Genomic DNA, 16,860 nt, shown 5'->3' with positions numbered 1-16,860 from the left:
TTATATGTTATACTCTTGCTAAGAGAAAAACAGCTAGAGAGGAGCCTATTAATGTCAAAAATTTATGTCATCCATGAAAATGATGAATGGACAGATCATCTAGTTAAGCGTTTAGAAGAAATTGAAGCACCTTTTGAATTATGGCATGTAAATGAAGGAACCATAGATTTATCGATTGAACCGCCTGAAGGAATATTCTATAACCGAACGAGTGCTTCTTCTCATACTAGAAACCACCGCTATGCTCCTGAATTTGCGGAAGCAGTGCTTGCCTGGCTTGAAAGGCATGGACGGAAAGTGGTCAACGGAAGCCGGGCTCTAAGGCTTGAGGTAAGCAAGGTTAATCAATATATGGCTTTAAACAATACAGGGATAACAACGCCCAAAACAATTAGTGCCGTAGGAAAAGATAACATTATCAAAGCAGCAGAGAAACTTAACGAACCTTCGTTCATTACGAAGCATAACCGTGCAGGAAAAGGCCAGGGCGTTCAACTCTTTCATTCTATGGAAACATTGAAGGAGTATGTTTATGGAGAGAATTTCGATCAACCTGTAGATGGAATTACATTGATTCAGCAATATATTGAAGCCCCTCAGCCTTATATTGTTCGCCACGAGTTTGTCGGCGGCCGTTTTGTTTATGCCGTGAAAGTCGATACGTCTGAAGGCTTTGAGCTCTGCCCGGCGGATGCGTGTACCATTGAAGATATGTATTGCCCGACAGATCAGCCTCAAACGGTGCCGGGTGCCAAGTTTCAAATATTAGAAGGGTATTATCATCCCTTACTGAACAAGTATGAGCAGTTCTTACGAGAGAATAAGATTCAAGTTGCCGGTATTGAGGCTATACAAGATCAGGATGGCAGGCTCTATACCTATGATGTAAACACCAATACGAATTATAATTCGGATGCGGAACGGACGGCAGGCATTTATGGGATGCTTGAATTAGCCAGGTACCTGAAGAAGGAATTAAATAATACTTTAATAGAGATTGATTAACACGATCACCTTCATCATCTGATGTACGATGCTGGGGGTGTATTTTTTATAAATTGTGTTAAACTTGTCGAAGGAAGTCGAATACTTACAAACGTTTAATTTCGGAGGGTTTTAATACTTGAATGTTTTCCGCTTTTTGCTATTTCTGCTTCTTTCGTTTTTTTACTACTTCGCGGTAAAAGAAAAAGAAGTAGAGAAGCTTGAAAAATTAGATGCAGGAGAAATTGAATGATTTAATGAAGAAGACCGTGCAAATTAATTGTGCGGTCTTTTCTTTTTCTTCATAATTTCTCGAAAAGATTAAGGTATATTAGTAGGTACGAAAAGGATAAAAGAATCTAGGTTTACTCATTTGGAGGAACTGTAATGCGCAATAAAATATCGGTCAAGTTAGGATTATTATTTTTGGGGCTCACTTTAATCGTGGAGTTTATTTTGTTTGTGTTTTTATATACAAGTATATCGGAAGACCGGATTGACGAGGTGATGGAAAGACTTCAGGCTAGAGGGAACAGTCACCGTGATGTATTAGTAAATAATTTCACCGAATCAACGTTTGACCATGTAGCTTTAATGGAATCGGAAGCCTCTACGGATGTCGTCATCCTGGACGAAGATTCAGATGTCATTGCTGCCTCCACGGAAGTTAGAGAAGAAAAGCGCGCTATTATTGAAGAGCATCAAGCTATGGGCCATAAATCTGAAGAAATGATCGAAGAGAGGTGGAAGACAGAGCCCTACGTTGCAACAATTTCTCCCATACTTGTAAACAACGAAGTTCGAGGCTATGTATATATGTTCTCACCTTCTGAAGAGATATCCGACATTATGTCTCAGCTGACCCGTCAATTTATACTTGCCGTAGCAATAAGTTTGGTAGTCACGGTTCTCATTGTAATGATATTAACGAAGCGGATTACGAAGCCTTTAATCCAAATGAAGGAACAAACAGAACTGCTCAGCCAGGGGAATATGGATATCCAGGTTCATTATAGTCAGAAGGATGAATTAGGAGTGCTGGCTGAATCGATACAGAGGCTTGGGAAGGATCTTGATCGCTTGAAGAAGGAACGCAGTGATTTCCTGTCAGCAGCAGCACATGAATTGAGAACCCCTTTAACCTACTTAAAGGGCTATGCTGATATTGCTTCTAAGCCTGGACTCAGTAACGAGCAAAAGGATAAATACATTGGCATCATCAAGCAAGAAGCTGATCAAGTAACTAAAATGGTTCAGGAGTTGTTTGAACTGGCCAGAATTGACAGTAATGCTTTTTCTTTAGACAGGCAGATCACCAATGCGGTTCCGCCCCTTAATGAAATTAAGGAGAAGCTCTTCCCGGTATTAAATGAAAAGACCATGGATTTATTTATAGCTGGAGATTCTAATGCTGAAGCATATATTGATCCAGTACGTTTTAAACAGGTAATGTTAAATGTGTTAGATAACGCTATTTATTACAGTCCGAACTGCACCAGTGTTCAAGTGAAGGTAGAGAACACAGACCGATACATTAAGATAGCTGTAAAGGATGAAGGTAACGGTGTTCCTGAGGAGGCCGTTGATCATTTATTTGAACGGCTTTATCGTGTGGATCAATCGCGGTCGCGGGCCTATGGGGGGGCAGGGCTCGGCTTATCCATAGTGAAAGAAATTATTCATGCACATGGAGGTCAAGTGAAGGCACAAAACGATTCAAACCGGGGATTAGTAATCACGATGTTATGGCCAAAGGAGAATTGAGATGACACGAATTTTACTAATTGATGATGAACAAAGAATGCTCGACTTATTAACACTGTATTTAAAGCCTCATGGTTACTATTGCGAGACCGCCAGTAGTGGAAGAGAGGCTTTGCAAAAATTAAATGATCAGTCGTTTCAATTAATTTTATTAGATATTATGATGAAGGATATGAACGGTTTTGAGACGTGTAAACATATTCGAAGAAATAAAAATACCCCGATTATTATGGTGACGGCCCGGGATCAAAAGCAGGATATTCTCCAGGGCTTCCGGTTAGGAGCGGACGATTATATTACGAAACCCTTTGATGAGGATATACTGCTCGCGAGAATGGAGGTTTTGATCCGCCGCCAGGAGAAGAGGAGGACAATTTCCACTGATGGATTAGATTGGAACGAAGAAAACCATCAGCTGTTATACAAAGGAAGTGAAATAAACTTAACTCCTAAAGAATTTAAGCTTCTCGGTCTTCTTATGCAGTATCCGGGGAGGGTATTTGAACGGGATCACCTGCTTGAACTTATATGGGGGCATGACTCCTATACAGAAAGCCGGACAATTGATTCGCATGTCAGGAACATTCGGGATAAGGTAAGAGTTTTTGGTTTTCCGATTGATGGTTATTTAAAAACCATTTGGGGGGTAGGCTACAAATGGGAGAGTACTTCCAATAAGTAAATGTCACGAAGTATATATATGGGTTATTCCCATTCTACTCACCATGCAGAAAACATGAAGGACACGATCATGAGGCTATGGAAGATGGTTTCTATATCGTATTTGTGAAGAGCAGCCCAGAGGATATTGTAGCTGTGATCAAGCTTTCAAAAAACACGTACCGGAAGATAATGCAGAATCTTTGGCGGGCTGCAGGTTATAATGTCGCAGCCATCCCCCATGTGCGGGAGTTTCAGCTCCAATTGGAAGTCCAGCCATTGGTGTTGTTCTAATGAGTGTCAGCACAGTGGTTGTGGTCATAAACGCCAGACTTCGTAAATCGGATTTAAAAACAACCATCCACTCGGGTACAAGAGTGGATGGTTTGTTTAATGTCGTTTATTCAGCCATAGAACGCCGGACTTTGCCAGGCGTGGCAGACGCCCTGTCACAGGCTGCTGCATCATATTTCCGAATCCGTCAGATTTACCTAAAGATCCCAATGTTCCCTTCAATTTAATCTCTTTTGGCTTAGCTGGTTCTTTATCATTGAGAAGGGAAGCAAGCACTTCTCCGATCTGCTCCCCCTGCTGACCGGCAAGCTGTGCACTAGGAGAAAAAGTAGACGATGCACAATCTCCCACGACGTACACATTCTGACGTTCAGGGACCTGGTAAAAGTCGTTGATAACAATTTTATCCTGGTCGTCCTTCTTAAATGGAAGTTCACGTACTAAATAATTGGGCCGGACACCGGCTGTCCATATCGTCACGTCATTAATGTAGCAGACACCATTATTACAAACTCCATCCTTTTCCACATAACCTACGCTCGCGCTGTGCAACACCTCTACATCGTTGCTGGCAAACCATTCTTCCACATAATCCTGAATCTTCTTATCAAAAGCTCTCAGCACGGTTTCACCACGATCTAATAAACGAATGTTTAAGTCAGGCCGGCTTTCTCTAATCTCCGAAGCGACTTCGATACCGCTCAGTCCGGCGCCAACTACTGTCACTTTTCCGTAGGCATTTAAGTTTCCGACGGCGAAGCCCGCACCTCTTGCATTTCCGAAAGTTTGAACACTTTCTGTATATTCTTTAGCTCCTTCGATCCCGTGATAGTTGTCTTCACAACCAAGACCGATGATTAAATAGTCATAAGATATGATTTCTCTATAATCTTTAATTAAAATTTGTTCATTTTCTATATCGATTTGATTAATTTCGGTAAAGACATAGTCTACCTGTTCGTGTTTAGGAAATTCCATTCTTACATTTTTATCTGCTTCTGTTCCTGCCGCAATCGTGTAAAATTCGGTTTTAAGTGAATGGTAGGGATTACGGTCAATTACAGTGATATGTACGTCTTTAGGCAAGCCTTGATCAAGTAAAGTCAATAAGGCTTTCAAGCCGCCGTATCCGCCGCCAAGTATGACTAGTCGTTTCAATTGGGACACCACCTTAGGTTGCTTTAAATTAGAGTGTGCTCATTTCTCAAACGTTTATCCAACGGAAAACGCTTTCGCTATACATTCCACTAATAGCCTACCAAAAAACATGACATAAAACTAGAAAAAGTATAGGATTCTTAATATTTGTTGATAATAAACAGCTGTTTTCAGTTTAGTTTTTCTAGTTTCAAACTCTGATTCAAGGGTAAGGTATATTATAGTTAAATAGACGTAAGTCAGATGGAGGGTATCGTATGAGTGAAAATAATACAGTGATTGAGGAGTCGCTGACAGCGCTTCTTGAGGATGAGAGCTTTTTGCCTGATTTAAAAGCTCAGACGAGGAGACAGGCATTTAAATCATTGGTTGCTATATTATCTACACCAAATCATATACATAAGTCTTTTTTACGAGTAGCACTTGAGGACGGTACCATTGTAAGGGTGCCTTCTTTTCGGGTTCAGCATAATGACACACTCGGCCCTTATAAAGGAGGGATCCGATTTCATGAATCAGTAAATGAAGAAGAAGTCGCCAACTTAGCCAGGCTTATGACACTGAAAAATGCTCTTCATGAGCTTCCCTTTGGCGGCGGTAAAGGGGGCGTGATTATTGATCCCCGTGAGTATAGTGTGAAAGAATTGAATTTAATTTGTAAAAAGTATGTACAATACTTTAATGATATTCTTGGGCCAGACAAGGACATTCCTGCGCCGGATGCAGGGACAGGAGAACGGGAAATGGATTGGATGATGGCCGAATATAAGAATACGCACCCGGGTCTTCCATACCGCGGAAGTTTCACTGGTAAAAGCATTATTAATGGTGGTTCGCTCGGACGTAAAGAAGCTACAGGTAAAGGTGTTTACTTTTCTTTCAGGTATTTAATGCATAACTTCCTTAACGATAATGAAAAGTGGCTCAGAGAACAAGATAACCTGTTTGCTGAAACAGCATTAAGTAAAAAAGACAGGAAGCTCAATATAGCTGTCCAGGGGTTCGGAAACTTAGGGGCTGTTGCTGCTAAAGAAGCATTCAAATGTAATGAGCTTCAAAACAACATCGTGGCTGTCAGCGATCGGGATGTTATGCTTTATAATTCTGATGGTTTAGATATACCTGCTCTTGTAAGATACGCACAGGAGCATGGAGGCTCTCTTCCTGATTCTAATACCGCTTTAAAAGAAAATGAAATCAAGGCTGTTATCAATGATCGCGACGAGCTGCTTGAGCTTGATGTGGATGTTTTAATTATGGCTGCTTTAGAGAATCAGATTCATGAGGAAAATATGGATAAGATTCAAGCTCAGATCATTGTCGAAGGGGCCAACGCACCCATAACAGTAAAAGCTGATAAATATTTAAGTGACAATGGTATTTTAATTATCCCTGATATCTTAGCCAATGCCGGCGGAGTTATTGTGTCTTACCTGGAATGGATTCAGGGAAGAGATACTCAGTTCTATAAAGAAGAACAAATTTATAAACTGTTGTTTGATAAAATGCAGAAGACGATGGATACGATTCTGCCGCAATTCTTTGGAGATCCTTTTCCACTTCGGCAGAACTGCTACATTCATTCCGTAATGAAGCTTTCAACAGTGTTATTTAGACAAGGTAAATTATATTAGAATCATGTACTTTGAACAATACGATATTAATCCAGGAATACCCGGACAATTCATTCGAATTTGATCAGGTCTTACTGTATTTAGCGGCTGTCTAAGTCTCCCTTGAACTGACCTTTTTAATAAAGGTCAGTTTTTGGTTTGTATAGGAAATTATAAATACCCAACTGTGGATAATTTTATAGAGCCACATCTAGATCCAGCGCCCAGACACTCGCGTCATAAGCAATCCGTTCTGCGGAAGGGTAGACCACCTTCCTCCAGTCGTTTTGCTTATGCGTGTCGTGTCTACCAGGGCGCTTGCGCTTTTTTGAGTGGTTTTAATATATTTAGGCAAAACTATTGACTAGGTTGTAAAGAGGCTGTATGATCATTAAGTCAACTATCCCGATGGAACAGGTAGGGTTTAAATATGAAAGGAGAATGTGAAATGAAAAAGGCTGGTTTATGGCTGTTTGCGTCTTTATTAATACTTATTATCTCGGCATGCGGGTCGAGTGAATCAGAAGGTGGGAACGCCTCTGAAGAAGATCAAAATTTATATGAGCAGATTCAAGAAGAAGGTGTCCTCACGGTTGGAACTGAAGGCACCTATGCTCCTTATACATTCCACGATGAAAATGACGAGTTAACTGGTTATGATGTAGAAGTTGCTAAAGAAATCGGTAAACGTTTAGACCTTGAAATAAAATTTGAAGAAACTAAATGGGACTCGATGTTTGCAGGTTTAAATAGTGAGCGTTTTGATATGATTGCAAACCAGGTAGGTATAAAGCCAGATCGAGAAGAGAAGTACAGCTTTTCTGAGCCATATACGTACACAGCAGCTGTACTTGTAGCAAGAAAAGATAATGAAGAGCTTCAAAGCTTTGAAGATTTAGATGGAGCATCGTCTGCTCAGTCCCTAACAAGCAATTACGCTGACATTGCAGAAGAGTATGGAGCAGAGATAGAAAGTGTAGAAGGACTTAACCCTGCCATTGAGTTGTTAAGGAATGAACGTGTAGAAGCTACTGTTAACGATCGTCTTTCCGTACTGGATTATCTTAATCAGACAGGTGATAATGCTGCGATTGAAATAAAGGATCAAGAGGACGATGCTTCTAAAAACGCAATGATGTTCCGTCAAGATAATCCTGAACTGGTTGAAGCTGTTAACGGAGCATTGGATGAAATGAAAGAAGATGGAACTCTGGAAGAAATTTCGAGAGATTGGTTCGATGAAGATGTATCTGTACAGTAGTTTTTTGAGTGCCGAAAATATAGAAATATTACAAGACTCCTTTCTTCCTTTATTGAAAGGGGTCTTGTCCTATACAATACCGTTAACGCTTATCTCATTTATTATTGGTATTCTAATAGCTGTGGTAACAGCAGTCTTCCGTATATCAGGGATAAAGGTTCTCTCAGCTGCTGCCAGAGTATATGTCTCTATTATTCGCGGGACTCCTTTACTTGTTCAATTGTTTATTGTCTTTTTTGGATTGGGAAATCTGGGAATAGATGCTTTGAAATTTGAGCCGTTTACAGGAGCAGTCATTGCTTTTTCTTTAAATACGGGTGCCTATGCCTCAGAGATTATCCGGGCGTCTATCTTGTCGATTGACAAAGGGCAGTGGGAAGCTTCTTCTTCAATAGGGATGTCTTATCTTCAATCCTTAAAAAGAGTCATTCTTCCACAAGCAGCCCGAGTATCTATACCACCGCTTTCTAATTCATTTATTGGGCTGGTTAAAGAAACATCATTAGCTTCAACTATATTAGTAAGTGAAATGTTTCGAAAGGCGCAGGAAATTGTGGCGACCACCTACACACCATTGCTCGTCTACGTGGAAGCTGCAGCAATCTACTGGGTCATATGCTTTGTACTGTCTATTATTCAAGAACGGATTGAGATTCGATTGAACCGTTATGTGAAAACGTAAGGAGTAGTCATTATGATTTCAATGAAGAAAATCACCAAACAATTCGGTGACTTAGTTGTTTTAAAGGATATTAATTTGGAGGTTGAAAAGGGGAAGGTTGTCGTTATTATCGGTCCGTCCGGTTCTGGAAAAACTACACTTTTGCGGTGCTTAAATATCCTCGAACAACCGGAAGAGGGCTCAATATCCATCGATCAGCAGACCGTTGACTTTACTAAAAGGATAACTAAGAAAGAAGTTCTTTCTTTTAGAAAACAGACAGGGATGGTATTTCAAACTTATAATCTATTTCCTCACTTTACAGCAATAGAAAACGTGATGGAAGGCCCTGTTACTGTACAAGGTGTAAACAAAAAAGCAGCCCGAAAAAAAGCTGAAGAACTTCTTAAAAAGGTAGGGCTTTCAGAGAAAGTGAATGTTTATCCCCATCAGCTCTCAGGAGGTCAGCAGCAGCGAGTGGGAATTGCACGTGCCATGGCTATAGATCCTAAAGTGATGCTGTTTGATGAGCCAACTTCAGCATTAGATCCAGAATTGGTTGGTGAAGTGCTGCTTGTTATGAAACAGTTAGCCGAAGAGGGCAGGACGATGGTCGTTGTTACTCATGAAATGAAATTCGCTAGAAGTGTGGCGGATGAAGTGATATTTATGGATCAGGGCCGGATTATTGAAAGAGGGAAGCCGGATGAAGTATTCTCCAAGCCTAAAGAACAAAGAACAAAGGAATTCTTGAATTTAATCAATCAGTAAGAAAAAGGTGCCTCAAGCTAGGCCACTGAAAAACTGAAGGTCTGAGAAAAGCAGCTTTCTTAAAAAGCGGTCTGCGTGGAATTTAGTTTTCATACAGACCGCTTTTCATCTAATTTCAAGAGGTTTGTGCCATCTATTTCTTCATTAAATTCAAGAATAATGGACAGCTAACATCGAATCCCTTATTTTTATGTATTCCTTTCATTGGACAAGAAAAAAAGTGACTTTCTTTTATATATCAAAGAAAATCACACCTTCTCGTTTTACCCTCTGTTCATGCCACGATGAGCGTTCGGTGGTGACGCCTGGTCGATTAAAACCGGCCACGTCCTGTGGCCAACATCGACACTAGCACGTCCGGTGCGTCGCGGGAACAGCGCGAGCCGAAGATCCACTTGGTCAAGTGATCTTCTTGACCAAGTTAGCTGAGGCCGTGCCCGCGGCAAGCATCCACCGATAAGCGATTCGTGAGAAGCAACAACAAACTTTAAAAGCAGAAAGGACTTTTTCAGTGGCCACCCTCAAGCCGGGGTGCCTTTTTGTTTATTCCTGGTCCTAAACTGTACGCCAATTAAATACGTCTGTATCGCTTTCTTAGTAATTAGACAATTAATCCGTACGAGTTTAAATCCTTTATCTACTATAAGTCCTCCTTTACACTAAGAAAGATACTAATGACAAAAAGAGGGTAAAACATGAAACAAATACATAGTAATATACTGCAGTTTAGAGGAACTCATTACGAGTTTGGATATGAGCAGGGAAGGTTATTAAAAGACTCTTTAACAGTGAAAAATCGCGAGAAACAGTGGAGAGTGCGAAAGCCTAGGTTTATTGTAAAGGAAGAGGAAGTGAAATCGGCCATTACTACATTCGCTCCATTGTTATGGGATGAACTCCTCGGTCTTCGTGATGGTTTGGACTGGCCGATGGAGCGTGTCCTGATGGAGTATGGCGGCTACCGTATTGATTACAAACGTTCCGGATGTTCCATTATGACAGGAGATGGCTACTTCATTCGTAATTACGACTACATGCCGAAAACCTATGAAGGACGGTACATATTTTTTCAGCCGACTGATGGAGGAAATGCTATTGCCGGCCCCTCCCAGCGAATTACAGGTCGTATGGATGGGATGAATGAGCATGGGCTTGTCATCGGCTATAACTTTATGCATCGAAAAAATCCAGGCGACGGGTTTATCTGCTGTATGATTGGAAGATTGATATTAGAATCATGTGCCAATCTGGATGAAGCCGTGAACATGCTGAAGGTAATTCCACATAGGCACTCTTTCAGCTATATTGTTTTTGACCGCAGTAATCAGACTTTCGTAGTCGAGGCTTCTCCGCGCGGAGTGGAAGTGCGGACTTCTGATGTTTGTACGAATCACTTTGAAATTTTAAAAAAGGAAAACAGAAATCACCTTAAAGATTCGATGAAAAGACTGAATGCTATAAACGCAGCACGCGGGCATATTAATAATGCCTGCGAGGCGTTTCGATTAATGAATGATACAGACCAAGGTGTTTTTTCAAAGCAATACAGGAATTGGGCAGGAACTATTCATACGTCAGGTTATCTGCCTGATGAAATGAAGACATGGTTTGCATTGGGCGGGGATCAGCCGCCCACAGAGTTTGATTTTGCACTATGGTTAAAAGGTAAGAATTTCTCCGAGGATAGAATAACAGGCGAAGTGGACACTGATATTCCTTTTGTGCATATGGACGAAGGGGCTTATTGGACAGGACGTAAGTGACGCGCTCATAGAGAGTGCGTCTTATTAATATCAGGCAAATATAGGTTATCACCAGGATCAGAGACCCTAATCTGACATGAGAGACAAATAGGATTTACTGATTTTTGAAAAAAGATGTTTAGAAACTCTTCCTTTGAGGAACAGCGTATTATAAGAGAATGATTAGAAGGACATTTTAGGTAAGGCAGCCTTATAGATGATATGAAGAATACACTTGACCACTTGAAGGGAAATGTTAGATTGGTAAGGTTGTAGCGGTAAGAGCTGGCTCGTGTCAGCTCTTTTTGTTGGCTGTTAAGCTGTTTTAGTAAAGGGGTGATGCTTTGCATGTTAATATCATTCCGTATATGAGAGCGTTTCTGACGAGGAAATTAGAACCGTCTTTTATTGTAATGTTTGGTTCGTATCAAAACGGCGGGGAGAGAGGTGAAAGTGATATTGATCTTGCTTTTTGCAGTGATATAAACCATTCTTCTTACAAACTTTTCTTAATTGCTCAGCAATTGGCAGAGTTGATTGATATTGAAGTAAACCTTATAGATTTGCGAAATGCTTCTTACGTATTTCAGACTCAAATCTTTTCAAGAGGGACGGTTATTTATTCCGAGAATGAATTTTTACGCATGGGCATGCAGATGAAAGCCTTTAGTATGTATGCTCTACTCAACGAAGAGCAAAATTGTATCGCTAATCGCATCAATGAAAGAAGGGCGTTGGATGAAGGATGAAATAATCGTAAGGAAAATAAACTCTATGGAAAGAAGCATTCAGAAGGTGTACACGGTTTATGATGATAACCCGAATCAGCTTTTGGATAACATTAAACAGGATTCTATTGTGCTTAACATCCATCGGGCATGTAAAGCTGCCATTGACTTATCCATACACATTGTAGCTGAGTATAATTTAGGCGTTCCCCAGAGTTACCGGGATTCTTTCGATATTTTATATGAAAGAGGAATTATAGATCATTCATTGAAGCTCAAAATGAAAAATATAGAAGAATTCCGGCATGTGGCGGTTGGTGACAGCAGAAAACTTAATTTGAATGCTCTAAAGCGTACGATTGAACAGGACCTGAAAGATTTATCTATATTGGGAAAACAAATAATAAAAACGAATGCATAAGAGACAGCTTACTAAAGCTGCCTCTTTTTTTAGCTTGTTTTTTTGTGGACTTCCTTCATTTGCTCGAGGTGACGAATTTCGTGCCATCCTATAAATTCCACCCATTGCTTTATGTTTAAATCCCCGAAAGCAGGGTGAGGGAAGGCATATTTCTTGAGTGTTTCCTCGTCTTTATTATGGATGAGAAACAAAAGGGCTTCTCTGCTTTTAGCTAGAGCGTCTATTGCTTCCTGCCCATTCTTCATTTGTCCTTTAGGCTGTACGGCTTCCGGGGCGTCTACTTTATAATCTCGATTGGTCGTTTTGTGAATAGGCTTTTCACTTGTTTCCTTTGGTGAACCTTCTTCAAATGCTTTTCCAATTTGGTAGCTGATTAACTGTTCCATCAAGAAAAGGTGTTCTGTAATTTCTATAATGGACCAGGATGCAGGTGTGGGTCTTTGGTTCATTTGTGAGGCGGGAACTTCTTTAATAAACGAAAGAACTTCTTCACGTTTTTCTTCAATTCCATACATGCTTATCATCCTTTCACTGGAAGCGTGTTTTGATTTTACCATATTCACTTCAAAGATTCTTTTCTCACCCCTTATTACACGTTCCTTATATTTAAATTTGTACATAGGAATTATTGCTATGTATGATTGTAGAATCAGTAATAGGTGAGAGAGTAATATTCTTTCCGCAGTTCTATTTTTCAGAAGCCGCTAAAGAGGTCTGGCTGAATGAGCAGCTGATTGAATTAAACGACTTGAATAAATGTTAAAAAAGCAAAATCTCTATATAAGCTGAGATTAAGAAAGCTCAAGTATCATTTATCGGAAGGGATGAGGCTGAACTTACGAATACTTTAAGTAATGTTATGATTCATTACCAGGTCTAAAGATCTGTATCGATTATGGACCAATTCATAGGGGAAAGCTGCTATACTTCTGTTATAGTAAAAGGTGTGAAGGATTCAAAGGAAGATCAGCCTAAAGTGTTTGAACTCTTTTATCGAGTGGATCCTTATAGGAGCGAGAGCAGCGAACAGTAATGAAATTGTGAATTGTCATGAATGGTAGTTGATATTAGAAACTGATGGAAAGTGTCATAATTTCACTTTAAGCTTCCCTCTATAATAATAGGAAAGATATTCTACTCTACATGTTCCCTCTTTTTACTGCATGATTATGTAAATAATATAGGAACTATGTTGTATATTATTTTATGCTTTGGTCTGATAATTTAGAAAAGGACCATTCCACACGAATTGCCATCGCCACCATTTATTTGGCTGAATTTTCAGAAACATAAACTTCTATACAAATTCATATATAGGAGTAAACGAGCTTTTACAACTACGAGAAGGAGGCGTAAATGTATGAACTTAACCATTAAAATATTTATAGGTTTAATCTTGGGTGCAGCTATTGGTTTAGTCTTAAATCTTACTTCACCAGATTTATTTAGTACATTAAATACGTATGTGTTCGATCCATTAGGGACTATATTTCTTAATTTAATTAAAATGCTGGTTGTTCCGATTGTATTCTTTTCGATTACCCTTGGAACAGCTTCTTTAGGTGACCCAAAGAAACTGGGGCGTATCGGAGGTAAAACAATTGCTTTCTTCCTGGTTTCAACAACGGTTGCGATCACAATTGCTTTATTGCTTGCTTTCGTATTTGAACCAGGCAATGCAAACATAGATACATCAGGGGCGTCTTATGAGCAGGAAGAAGAATCTCCTGGCGTTGTGGATACATTTACTAATATTATTCCAGAAAATCCACTGCAGTCTATGGCAGAAGAAAATATGCTTCAAATTATTACGTTCTCTATCTTTATAGGGCTGGCATTGGCTATGCTTGGGCAGAAGACAGCAGGCTTATACAGTCTTTTAGAACAAGGTAATGAAGTCATGATGTGGCTGGTTAATCTAATTATGCGTTTTGCGCCTTATGGTGCATTTGGATTACTGGCTTCTGCAATTGGTGAGATGGGAATTGACGGGATGAAAGCGATGCTTGCTTACATGCTTCTCGTTTTGGCAGGATTAGTTATTCACGGGGCTCTTTTCTATAGTTCGATTGTCTACTTTATAGGTAAGATGAACCCAATTCACTTTTTCAAAAATTTCTTCCCTGCAATGACTGTAGCGTTCAGTACGTCAAGTAGTAGTGCTGTCCTTCCAATTTCAATGAAAACAGCCCAGGAACGCCTTGGTGTTTCCAAACCGGTGAGCAGTTTCGTACAGCCGCTGGGAGCTACTGTTAATATGGACGGTACAGCAATTATGCAAGGGGTTGCTACACTATTTATTGCACAAGTGTACGGCAGTGAACTTTCCTTCGCTCAATTAATTATGGTGGTATTAACGGCAGTGCTGGCAAGTATCGGTACAGCAGGTGTGCCGGGCGTAGGATTAATTATGCTTGCAATGGTTCTGAACCAAGTGTCTCTTCCAGTTGAAGGAATTGCGCTTATTCTAGGTATTGACCGTGTGCTTGATATGGCTCGTACAGCCGTTAACATTACGGGTGATGCAGCCTGCGCGGTTGCCATTGATAAATCAGAAAAAGATAAAGGGGCACCGCCTAATACGGCAGAAGAACCTGTATAGTGAAGAGGAGCTTGCTCAATAAGAGTAAGCTCTTTTTCATTCAGCTGTTTTTAATTGGCGGCAGCAGGGAATGAAACAACTATTATAGCTTAAAGAGGTGAGAGTAGAGTTGAGTGTTCTTTTAACGAAGGAAGATATGACCAATTTAGATAAAGTTCCTGCCTGGGTGAAAAGAGAGTACGAAACTTTTCGCGATGTGGTGACAGATAAAACATTTCCCTGTTACTTTGGGATGTCGGGAGAAAAGCGCGGAGAATTGAGATATTCTTACATTACGCATGATAACTGGGAGCACCTGCCTGACACATTAGAGACATTTATACGGTTATTTGATGACCAGAAGCGTATGATTCGGCATGGTTTCTTTCTTTTCGTAGAACCAGAGAAGGAGGAGAAATCCATCCCTTATTACAGAGAGTACTTCTGGAACATTCTACAGTATTTACATAATCAGGATCCAAAACCTTGGCCAAAGGATTATCCAACTGACCCTGACCATCATTTATGGGCATTCTCCTTTGCGGAAGAACCTTTTTTTGCTTTTGGGAATGCTCCAGCTTATCATCAAAGAAAGACGAGGGACTTAGGAAACAGCCTTGTATTAGGCTTTCAACCCCGTCGTATCTTTGAAGGTCTTGAAGGCACCTCAGAGGGCGGGGTAATGTCTCGGGAAAAAGTAAGGGAACGGGTGGAAAAGTGGGATCAGCTGCCGAAGCATCCTAATATAAGCCACTACGGGGATCCTGAGCATCGCGAATGGAAGCAGTATTTTATCGGGGACGACATAGAGCCGCTGCATGGGAAATGTCCTTTTTCCCATAAAAAGAACGAAGAGTCGTAATTTGACTCTTCGTTCTTTTTTAACATGTTTACTAATAGCGTTGACACTTTCACAGTTGTAAATTCGGAGTAGTACCATTGCTTAGGAAGCCCGGTCTACAGAAGAGGCAGATGATTCTTTTTCCTTCATTTTCCGGTAGATAGTAGCGGCTACAGGGCCGGAAATATTATGCCATACACTGAAAATAGCACTCGGAACTGCAGCTAAAGGACTAAAATGAACGGATGCAAGTGAAGCTCCAAGTCCAGAATTCTGCATGCCGACTTCAATTTATACAGCCCGTTGTTTTGCCGGTCCCATTTTAAATAATTTTCCTAGTCCATATCCTGTCAGGTAGCCAAGTAAGTTATGCACAACCACAATGGCGAAAATCATAGGTCCTGTCTCCATAATCTGCTGCTGGTTCGCTCCAATCACTGCGGCAACGATCGCTACAATAGCTGTAACTGACACGAGTGGTACCGATTTAATACCTGCTTCCACTTTTGTCCCAAGTATGGCCCGCACAATCAATCCTAGAATAATAGGAATCAAGACGACGTTTACGATTGAGAGAAACATGTCATAAGCTGATACAGGAAGCCACTGACTTGCAAATAAAAGCATGAGTGCCGGAGTTACAACAGGAGCGACGTTATCGCTACAGACAAAGCCGTATCTCCTTTTGATAAATACGTCATGACGTTCGAAGCTGTACCGCCAGGGCAGCATCCTACTAAAATCACACCTGCGGCTACTTCTGTAGAAACAGGTAAGACGGTGACTAGAAGGAATGCGAGAAGTGGCATCAAAGTAAATTGAGCAGCTACTCCTATGGCCACATCTTTAGGACGGCGAAATACTTCTTTAAAGTCATTTTTTGAGAGGGTGAGTCCCATGTCAAACATAATAATTCCCAGCAGGGGAACGATGTAAGGAGAGATCCATTCAAAGGCGGAAGGATATATAAAAGATAATACCGCAAATAATAATACCCAGATTGCAAAAGTACTCCCTACAAAACTGCTGATTTTTTCTAACGTACGCATATGTACTCCTCCTTGATGTAAAAGAAATATAATGTCAGATTATACGTTATTTTCAGACAAAAGAAAGATGTACTGTATAGAAAAAAAATGAAAAGAATGATAACCTACCGAAATTTTTATCGTTTTGTAAAAAAATCGTAATCGTAATACCAATAATAATTGTGGTAAAGTGGATAGAGTCAGGGTTTAATATGGTACATACTTCGATTAGAATTCACAACGCAGAGAAGGAGTGAGTTTTTGTTTATTCGCTCGTATTTTATTCCGCTCGTTTTCTTCATAACGAACGTAATTTTACTTATTATATTAACTTTAGAAGTATCAGGAGCTCT

General features: G+C 40.3%; 16 protein-coding genes and 1 pseudogene. 14 read left to right on the top strand and 3 right to left on the bottom strand.

Annotated elements, in window-relative coordinates; all coding sequences use genetic code 11:
• Nucleotides 1-51: 51 nt before the first annotated feature.
• From LF822_RS19640 to LF822_RS19625, 4 genes are all read left to right on the top strand, one after another.
• Nucleotides 52-1,005 (top strand): ATP-grasp domain-containing protein, encoded by a 954-nt coding sequence (locus LF822_RS19640; protein WP_253925796.1) that lies wholly within the window; start codon nt 52-54, stop codon nt 1,003-1,005.
• Between the two features lie 366 nt (nt 1,006-1,371).
• Nucleotides 1,372-2,748, top strand: coding sequence for a sensor histidine kinase (locus tag LF822_RS19635; RefSeq protein WP_253925795.1), 1,377 nt, complete (start codon nt 1,372-1,374; stop codon nt 2,746-2,748).
• 1 nt (nt 2,749) lies between these two features.
• Complete coding sequence (locus LF822_RS19630) at nt 2,750-3,430, top strand: response regulator transcription factor (RefSeq protein WP_253925794.1); 681 nt, start codon at nt 2,750-2,752, stop codon at nt 3,428-3,430.
• Between the two features lie 77 nt (nt 3,431-3,507).
• Nucleotides 3,508-3,702, top strand: a complete 195-nt coding sequence (locus LF822_RS19625) for a hypothetical protein (RefSeq protein ID WP_371925965.1) — start codon at nt 3,508-3,510, stop codon at nt 3,700-3,702.
• A 96-nt stretch (nt 3,703-3,798) separates the two neighbouring features.
• Here LF822_RS19625 and LF822_RS19620 read toward each other — a convergent pair whose 3' ends face one another.
• Complete coding sequence (locus LF822_RS19620) at nt 3,799-4,860, bottom strand: NAD(P)/FAD-dependent oxidoreductase (RefSeq protein ID WP_253925793.1); 1,062 nt, start codon at nt 4,858-4,860, stop codon at nt 3,799-3,801.
• Between the two features lie 257 nt (nt 4,861-5,117).
• Between LF822_RS19620 and LF822_RS19615 the strand changes: the two genes are divergently transcribed.
• The 7 genes from LF822_RS19615 (at nt 5,118) to hepT (ending at nt 12,057) form a co-directional block, all read left to right on the top strand.
• A complete protein-coding gene (locus LF822_RS19615; RefSeq protein ID WP_253925792.1) occupies nt 5,118-6,494 on the top strand; it encodes a Glu/Leu/Phe/Val family dehydrogenase in 1,377 nt (458 codons plus the stop codon).
• 427 nt (nt 6,495-6,921) lie between these two features.
• Nucleotides 6,922-7,734: an amino acid ABC transporter substrate-binding protein gene (locus tag LF822_RS19610; protein ID WP_253925791.1), complete on the top strand. Its 813-nt coding sequence runs from the start codon at nt 6,922-6,924 to the stop codon at nt 7,732-7,734.
• Nucleotides 7,712-8,416, top strand: a complete 705-nt coding sequence (locus LF822_RS19605) for an amino acid ABC transporter permease (RefSeq protein WP_305881986.1) — start codon at nt 7,712-7,714, stop codon at nt 8,414-8,416. Before LF822_RS19610 ends, LF822_RS19605 begins: the two co-directional genes overlap by 23 nt.
• Nucleotides 8,417-8,428: 12 nt before the next feature.
• Nucleotides 8,429-9,166, top strand: coding sequence for an amino acid ABC transporter ATP-binding protein (locus tag LF822_RS19600; RefSeq protein ID WP_253925790.1), 738 nt, complete (start codon nt 8,429-8,431; stop codon nt 9,164-9,166).
• Nucleotides 9,167-9,861: 695 nt separating this feature from the next.
• Complete coding sequence (locus LF822_RS19595) at nt 9,862-10,929, top strand: C45 family autoproteolytic acyltransferase/hydrolase (RefSeq protein ID WP_253925789.1); 1,068 nt, start codon at nt 9,862-9,864, stop codon at nt 10,927-10,929.
• Nucleotides 10,930-11,252: 323 nt separating this feature from the next.
• Nucleotides 11,253-11,657: a type VII toxin-antitoxin system MntA family adenylyltransferase antitoxin gene (gene mntA, locus LF822_RS19590; protein WP_253925788.1), complete on the top strand. Its 405-nt coding sequence runs from the start codon at nt 11,253-11,255 to the stop codon at nt 11,655-11,657.
• Complete coding sequence (hepT, locus tag LF822_RS19585) at nt 11,647-12,057, top strand: type VII toxin-antitoxin system HepT family RNase toxin (protein ID WP_253925787.1); 411 nt, start codon at nt 11,647-11,649, stop codon at nt 12,055-12,057. Before mntA ends, hepT begins: the two co-directional genes overlap by 11 nt.
• Nucleotides 12,058-12,086: 29 nt before the next feature.
• Here hepT and LF822_RS19580 read toward each other — a convergent pair whose 3' ends face one another.
• On the bottom strand, nt 12,087-12,572 hold the full coding sequence (locus tag LF822_RS19580) for a DinB family protein (protein WP_253925786.1): 486 nt from the start codon (nt 12,570-12,572) through the stop codon (nt 12,087-12,089).
• A 122-nt stretch (nt 12,573-12,694) separates the two neighbouring features.
• Here LF822_RS19580 and LF822_RS22945 point away from each other — a divergent pair, with 122 nt between their 5' ends.
• From LF822_RS22945 to LF822_RS19570, 3 genes are all read left to right on the top strand, one after another.
• Nucleotides 12,695-12,820 (top strand): hypothetical protein, encoded by a 126-nt coding sequence (locus LF822_RS22945; RefSeq protein ID WP_256522421.1) that lies wholly within the window; start codon nt 12,695-12,697, stop codon nt 12,818-12,820.
• A 597-nt stretch (nt 12,821-13,417) separates the two neighbouring features.
• Nucleotides 13,418-14,659 (top strand): dicarboxylate/amino acid:cation symporter, encoded by a 1,242-nt coding sequence (locus LF822_RS19575; protein WP_253925785.1) that lies wholly within the window; start codon nt 13,418-13,420, stop codon nt 14,657-14,659.
• 136 nt (nt 14,660-14,795) lie between these two features.
• Nucleotides 14,796-15,500, top strand: coding sequence for a YqcI/YcgG family protein (locus LF822_RS19570; protein ID WP_253925876.1), 705 nt, complete (start codon nt 14,796-14,798; stop codon nt 15,498-15,500).
• A gap of 81 nt (nt 15,501-15,581) precedes the next feature.
• Here the strand turns inward: LF822_RS19570 and LF822_RS19565 are convergent.
• Nucleotides 15,582-16,528, bottom strand: a pseudogene (locus tag LF822_RS19565) (bile acid:sodium symporter family protein).
• Between the last annotated feature and the right edge of the window lie 332 nt (nt 16,529-16,860).

The sequence above is a fragment of the Halobacillus sp. A5 genome (assembly GCF_024189315.1).
In the GTDB taxonomy this organism is placed as follows: domain Bacteria; phylum Bacillota; class Bacilli; order Bacillales; family Halobacillaceae; genus Halobacillus_A.
The sequence above is the reverse complement of the archived record's forward strand: the minus strand, read 5'-3'. Positions and strand labels throughout refer to the sequence as shown.

What these genes read in the sequence shown, in the direction of transcription:
- LF822_RS19640 (WP_253925796.1), top strand. Translation starts at nt 52, where the DNA reads ATGTCAAAAATTTATGTCATCCATGAAAATGATGAATGGACAGATCAT.
- LF822_RS19635 (WP_253925795.1), top strand. Translation starts at nt 1,372, where the DNA reads ATGCGCAATAAAATATCGGTCAAGTTAGGATTATTATTTTTGGGGCTC.
- LF822_RS19630 (WP_253925794.1), top strand. Translation starts at nt 2,750, where the DNA reads ATGACACGAATTTTACTAATTGATGATGAACAAAGAATGCTCGACTTA.
- LF822_RS19625 (WP_371925965.1), top strand. Translation starts at nt 3,508, where the DNA reads ATGGAAGATGGTTTCTATATCGTATTTGTGAAGAGCAGCCCAGAGGAT.
- LF822_RS19615 (WP_253925792.1), top strand. Translation starts at nt 5,118, where the DNA reads ATGAGTGAAAATAATACAGTGATTGAGGAGTCGCTGACAGCGCTTCTT.
- LF822_RS19610 (WP_253925791.1), top strand. Translation starts at nt 6,922, where the DNA reads ATGAAAAAGGCTGGTTTATGGCTGTTTGCGTCTTTATTAATACTTATT.
- LF822_RS19605 (WP_305881986.1), top strand. Translation starts at nt 7,712, where the DNA reads ATGAAGATGTATCTGTACAGTAGTTTTTTGAGTGCCGAAAATATAGAA.
- LF822_RS19600 (WP_253925790.1), top strand. Translation starts at nt 8,429, where the DNA reads ATGATTTCAATGAAGAAAATCACCAAACAATTCGGTGACTTAGTTGTT.
- LF822_RS19595 (WP_253925789.1), top strand. Translation starts at nt 9,862, where the DNA reads ATGAAACAAATACATAGTAATATACTGCAGTTTAGAGGAACTCATTAC.
- hepT (WP_253925787.1), top strand. Translation starts at nt 11,647, where the DNA reads ATGAAGGATGAAATAATCGTAAGGAAAATAAACTCTATGGAAAGAAGC.
- LF822_RS19580 (WP_253925786.1), bottom strand. Translation starts at nt 12,572, where the DNA reads ATGTATGGAATTGAAGAAAAACGTGAAGAAGTTCTTTCGTTTATTAAA.
- LF822_RS22945 (WP_256522421.1), top strand. Translation starts at nt 12,695, where the DNA reads ATGATTGTAGAATCAGTAATAGGTGAGAGAGTAATATTCTTTCCGCAG.
- LF822_RS19575 (WP_253925785.1), top strand. Translation starts at nt 13,418, where the DNA reads ATGAACTTAACCATTAAAATATTTATAGGTTTAATCTTGGGTGCAGCT.
- LF822_RS19570 (WP_253925876.1), top strand. Translation starts at nt 14,796, where the DNA reads ATGACCAATTTAGATAAAGTTCCTGCCTGGGTGAAAAGAGAGTACGAA.